This is a genomic window from uncultured Campylobacter sp. (assembly GCF_938040115.1).
Classification (GTDB): domain Bacteria; phylum Campylobacterota; class Campylobacteria; order Campylobacterales; family Campylobacteraceae; genus Campylobacter_A.
Genome location: NZ_CALHXD010000095.1, coordinates 1 through 4,505, shown reverse-complemented (window position 1 = coordinate 4,505; position 4,505 = coordinate 1). Strand labels below are relative to the sequence as shown.

The window sequence follows — 4,505 nt, the reverse complement described above, 5'->3', positions numbered from 1 at the left end:
CCCGCGCCCGCAGGCATATCGTATGGTTGCAGTATCACGCAACCCTGCTCGCGCCAGTAGTTTTGCAACGTCAAAATAATCTCTGAAAACGTCATTTTTCTTCCTTTTTAAAATTTTATTTTAGATAATGTATAACCGCGCCCGGCCCCAAAGGCAGGTCAAAAGCGTACCAAACCGACATCAGCGCCGCCCACGAGAGTAAAAACGCGACCGTATAAGGCAGCATTATCGAGACTACCGAGCCGATTTTCAGCCCCCTGTCGTAGCGCTGCATAAACGCCACTATCAGCACGAAAAACGGCATCAAAGGCGTGATGATATTTGTCGTCGAGTCGCCTATCCTAAACGCGGCCTGCGTTAGCTCGGGAGAGAGGCCTAGATTCATAAACATAGGCACGAAAATAGGCGCCATCATCGCCCATTTGGCCGAATCCACGGCGATAAATAAATTTATAAACGCTATCACGACTATAAAAACGATAATGAGGCTAAGCCCCGTTAGTCCAATATCTTTTAAGAAAACCGAGCCCTTTATCGACAGCACCAGCCCGATGTTTGAGGCGTTAAAGAGATATGTAAACTGAGCCGCGAAAAATATCAAAACTAAAAATCCCGATAGCTCGGCGACGGCTTGCTCCATAAATTTGACCGCGTCGCCGCTGTTTTTTATCGTCCCCGCTCCTGCGCCGTATGCTGCGCCCGCTACTATAAAAAATAGCATCATAAAAATGATGATAGAGTGCATGAAAACGGACTTCGTAAAGCTCTCGCCCTCTTTTGCGCCAAAGAGCGAATTTGACGGTAAAAGCGCCGCCAACAAAAGGACCGAGAAAACAACCGTCGCGATGAGTGCAAATTTTAGCCCGCGTTTTTGCTCCGCGCTGATCTGGTCGCGCTCGCTTAAATTTAACGCGCCCTCAAAGCTAAATTTACCCAGCCTAGGCTCGACGATCCTATCGGTTACAAACGAGCCCACGATCACGATCAAAAAGGTAGAAGCGATCATAAAGTACCAATTTGCCGTAGCCAAAACGACATAGTCGGGATTTAGCACGCTAGCCGCCTGGGTAGAAAACGCCGCAAACATCGGATCGTTCGTGCCGATTAGCAGATTTGCCGACCAGCCACCGCTAACGCCCGCAAAAGCCGCCGCTAGCCCAGCGATAGGATGGCGTCCAAAGCCCGCAAACAAAATAGCCCCGAGCGGTATCAGTACGACGTAGCCGACTGAGGAGGCGACGTTAGACATCACGCCCAAAAAGATCACGATAGGCGTTACCCATTTTTTGGACGAATTTAGGGCGATTTTTTTAACTAGCGCCGATAAAAGCCCGGCCTTGTCCGCCACGCCGATACCCAAAATGATCGCAAAAACCACGCCAAGCGGATAAAAACCGGTGAAGTTTTTAAGTACGGACGAAACAAAGATCCTGATACTATCAGCTGAGAGCAAATTTACGACGTTTGCGTTTAGCTGCGAGATCTGGCCGTCCTTGATGGCCTGATAGCTGACGCCAACGCCCAGTCTCTCCAGCACAAACGACAGCAAAATCGTAATAACCGAAAGATAGACGAAAAGCATGGTGGGATTTGGCAGCTTGTTGCCGAATTTTTCGATAAAGCCTAAGATCGATCCGTTATTTTTATTGTCCATTTTTTCCTAATCTAAAACCGAGATATAAATTTTTATCTCGTCAGCGCCGTAAAGCTCAAAATCCGTTTCGTAGGCTCTTTTTAGCTCAGAGTTTTCAAAATATTTCCAAATTTCTCCCCAGAATTTTGCTACGTTTTGCGGCTCGTTTGGAAAGCTAAAAACGGCGTATTTGCCGCTTTTTATCTCTAAAATTTCGCCGCCGCAGCAAAGCGACTTCGTACCGATAAATAAATCATAAAGCCCATTTGCACCGTTTTCGTAACTACAATAAACGCCGTAAATTTCGCTTTTACCGTCATAAAATTCTTTTGTAAATTTAGCCCACAAAGCCGGGATTTTACCGTCGCCGTTAATCTCGTCGGCATTTTTGGTGCGAGTTCTTAGTCCGTAAACTTTAAAACCATCTACTGCTAAAATTTCCACCACTACTCCTTGTCGCCTTTAAAATTTTCAACCGCTTTGTTCCACATAAGTTTGTATTTTCGCTTTAAAAACTCGACTTCATCTTGCGAATTTTTTAGCTGCTTCGTGAGCGTCTCGACCGTTTTTCTATCCTCGTCGTAGAGCTCTTGCATCGAGATTAGCGCCTCTTTTAAAAACTTATTTTCGTTGCGCAGGGTCTCTAGCGTCTCGTCTTTGGCATCAAGCACCTTTTCGTGTAAATTCAGTATCGTACCGATCGTCTTTTCCACGAAGCTAAAGCCATCCGCGCCGATCTGGGGCGCAGGTACGGCCACGACGCTAGGCACCACGCTCATCGTGCCCTGGCTAGCCTCTATGAGGATTTCGCCGCCCTCTTCTTTCGTATTTAGCACGCCGCGGTTTATCATCCCCTCGATCACCTCGCGCTCTAGGTGCACGAGCTTGCAAAATTCGTCTATGCTTAAGTATGTCTGCATCTTTGCTCCTTTAGGCGAGTAAAACTTCCACCTTTGCCGAGTCTTCCTCTACTTGCTTGGCTTTGGCTGCTCGGTCGGCTTTTAGCATTTCGTCTAGATTTTGGTCGTTTAGAGCCAAAATTTGCAGTGCCAGATAGGCTGCATTTACCGCGCCGGCCTTGCCGATAGCGACTGTCCCCACAGGCATGCCGCCTGGCATCTGCACTGTGGAGTATAGGGCGTCCACTCCGCTAAGCGCCGAACCTGCCATCGGTATGCCGATCACCGGGCGAGTGGTGTTTGCCGCGATAGCACCAGCTAGATGCGCCGCCATGCCGGCTGCTGCTATAAATACCTGTGCGCCCTTTTCCTCAGCCGCGGCGACATATTCGCTCGTTCGCTTCGGGCTTCTGTGCGCGGAACTGATGATCAGCTCGTAAGGGACGTTAAATTTCTCAAGCGTTTTCGCCGCCTCGCTAACTACGTCGTAGTCGCTCTTGCTTCCCATTATTATAGATACGAATTTCATTTTATTTCCTCTCTTAAAAAGCTAAATTTAGGCAACTTCGCGCCCAAATTTACTTCGTTTTCGTTGCCGCTGTGGATTTCTGCTATTTCCTTGCCTTTTTTGGTTACGAGCTTTTTAAATTTGATAAATTTCTTGCCGTCGCGACCGAAAATTTGCGATATTTCGCTCTCGCACTCATCTATCTGAGCGCCCAGTGGAGCTACGATCTCGTACTCGTTGCCAGGGAAAATTTTATATTTGCATTTAAAAAACTCGCCGTCCTCGCTAATGGCGTTTACCTGATGAGTGCCTTCTTCTAGACTGCTGGTGTGATTTTGCGTATCCGTTTTTTCAAACGGGCGATTTACCAGGTAGCCGTCGGTAAAGCCGCGATTTTTTAGAGTATTTAGTTCGCCCGCGTAAATTTGCGCGTCAAATTTGCCCGCCGCTGCGTCATCTACGGCCATGCGGTAGGCTCTAGTCGCGCAGGCGGCGTAGTATTCGCTTTTCGTGCGGCCTTCGATTTTTAGGCTATCGACCGCGCCGCTTTCGATGATATCTTTGATGTGCGCGGATAAATTTAAATCCTTCGAGTTCATCACGTGCGTACCGCCTTCTTCGTCCTCTTCTAGGCGAAACAGCGTTCCGCTTTCGGGATTTTTGGCGTAGAGTTCGTATTTAAACCTGCAGTCGTTGGCGCAGCTGCCGCGGTTTGATTGGCGGCCGCTTTGAACCGCGCTAACCAAACAGCGCCCAGAATACGCAAAACACATTGAGCCGTGCACGAAAATTTCGATATCTAGCGTCGGGATTTGCTCTTTTATTTTCACGACGTCTTTTAGGCTCATTTCGCGCGCCACGACGATGCGTTTTGCGCCCATTTCGTGGTAGATTTTAGCGTCAAGCGCATTCATGACGTTTGCCTGCGTCGAGAGGTGGATCTCAATCTCGGGGGCTATTTCTTTTGCCAGGCTCATGACGCCCGGAGTCGCGATGATAAAGGCATCGGGCTTCATCGCGGAAATAGTTTGCAGGTGGCGTTTTAGCGGCTCGATTTGAGAATTAAAAGGAAACGCGTTTACCGTCGCGTAAAATTTCTTGCCCTTTGCGTGCGTATATTCGATGGCTTCTTTAAAGCTTTCAAGGTTAAATTCGCGAGCCGAACGGGTGCGAAGCGAAAAGCTCGCCACCGATGCGTAAACTGCGTCTGCGCCGTACTCTAGAGCTATTTTTAGCTTGGTTAAATTTCCCGCGGGAGATAAAAGCTCGGGCTTTTTCACTTTTTGCCCAAGCTTTCGATTAGAGCCTCGATGTCGTCGTTGCTGACGAGATTTTCGGTGTGCGTATCGCCCGCGATATGTACGGCCGAGGCCACGCGCTTCTCGTCGTCGATCTTGCCCTCAAACAGGCTGCTCATATACTTGCTAAGCGCGCGCATGACGTTGATAACGCGCTCGATCTTTTG

6 protein-coding genes and 1 pseudogene are annotated in these 4,505 nt (G+C 48.6%); all 7 read right to left on the bottom strand.

The annotated features are described in order from the left end of the window. Positions 1–95, bottom strand: a 95-nt coding sequence (locus tag Q0314_RS03435; protein ID WP_298056518.1) for a glycine--tRNA ligase subunit alpha, incomplete at its 3' end; no start/stop codon positions are given. Between the two features lie 20 nt (positions 96–115). Beyond that, positions 116–1,654: an AbgT family transporter gene (locus Q0314_RS03430; RefSeq protein WP_298056516.1), complete on the bottom strand. Its 1,539-nt coding sequence runs from the start codon at positions 1,652–1,654 to the stop codon at positions 116–118. A gap of 6 nt (positions 1,655–1,660) precedes the next feature. Beyond that, a complete protein-coding gene (locus Q0314_RS03425) occupies positions 1,661–2,077 on the bottom strand; it encodes an effector binding domain-containing protein (RefSeq protein ID WP_298056514.1) in 417 nt (138 codons plus the stop codon). A 2-nt stretch (positions 2,078–2,079) separates the two neighbouring features. After that, positions 2,080–2,553 (bottom strand): DUF3972 domain-containing protein, encoded by a 474-nt coding sequence (locus Q0314_RS03420; RefSeq protein ID WP_002946292.1) that lies wholly within the window; start codon positions 2,551–2,553, stop codon positions 2,080–2,082. A 10-nt stretch (positions 2,554–2,563) separates the two neighbouring features. After that, positions 2,564–3,061, bottom strand: coding sequence for a 5-(carboxyamino)imidazole ribonucleotide mutase (gene purE, locus Q0314_RS03415; RefSeq protein WP_002951177.1), 498 nt, complete (start codon positions 3,059–3,061; stop codon positions 2,564–2,566). Beyond that, a complete protein-coding gene (locus Q0314_RS03410; RefSeq protein ID WP_298056512.1) occupies positions 3,058–4,320 on the bottom strand; it encodes a peptidase U32 family protein in 1,263 nt (420 codons plus the stop codon). The genes purE and Q0314_RS03410 overlap by 4 nt, the downstream gene beginning before the upstream one ends. Further along, positions 4,317–4,505: pseudogene (locus Q0314_RS03405) on the bottom strand (chemotaxis protein); the annotation flags it as partial. The gene Q0314_RS03410 and the pseudogene Q0314_RS03405, both read right to left, overlap by 4 nt.

Excerpts from the sequence above, each read along its gene's own strand:
- Q0314_RS03430 (WP_298056516.1), bottom strand. The coding sequence starts at position 1,654 with ATGGACAATAAAAATAACGGATCGATCTTAGGCTTTATCGAAAAATTC.
- Q0314_RS03420 (WP_002946292.1), bottom strand. The coding sequence starts at position 2,553 with ATGCAGACATACTTAAGCATAGACGAATTTTGCAAGCTCGTGCACCTA.
- purE (WP_002951177.1), bottom strand. The coding sequence starts at position 3,061 with ATGAAATTCGTATCTATAATAATGGGAAGCAAGAGCGACTACGACGTA.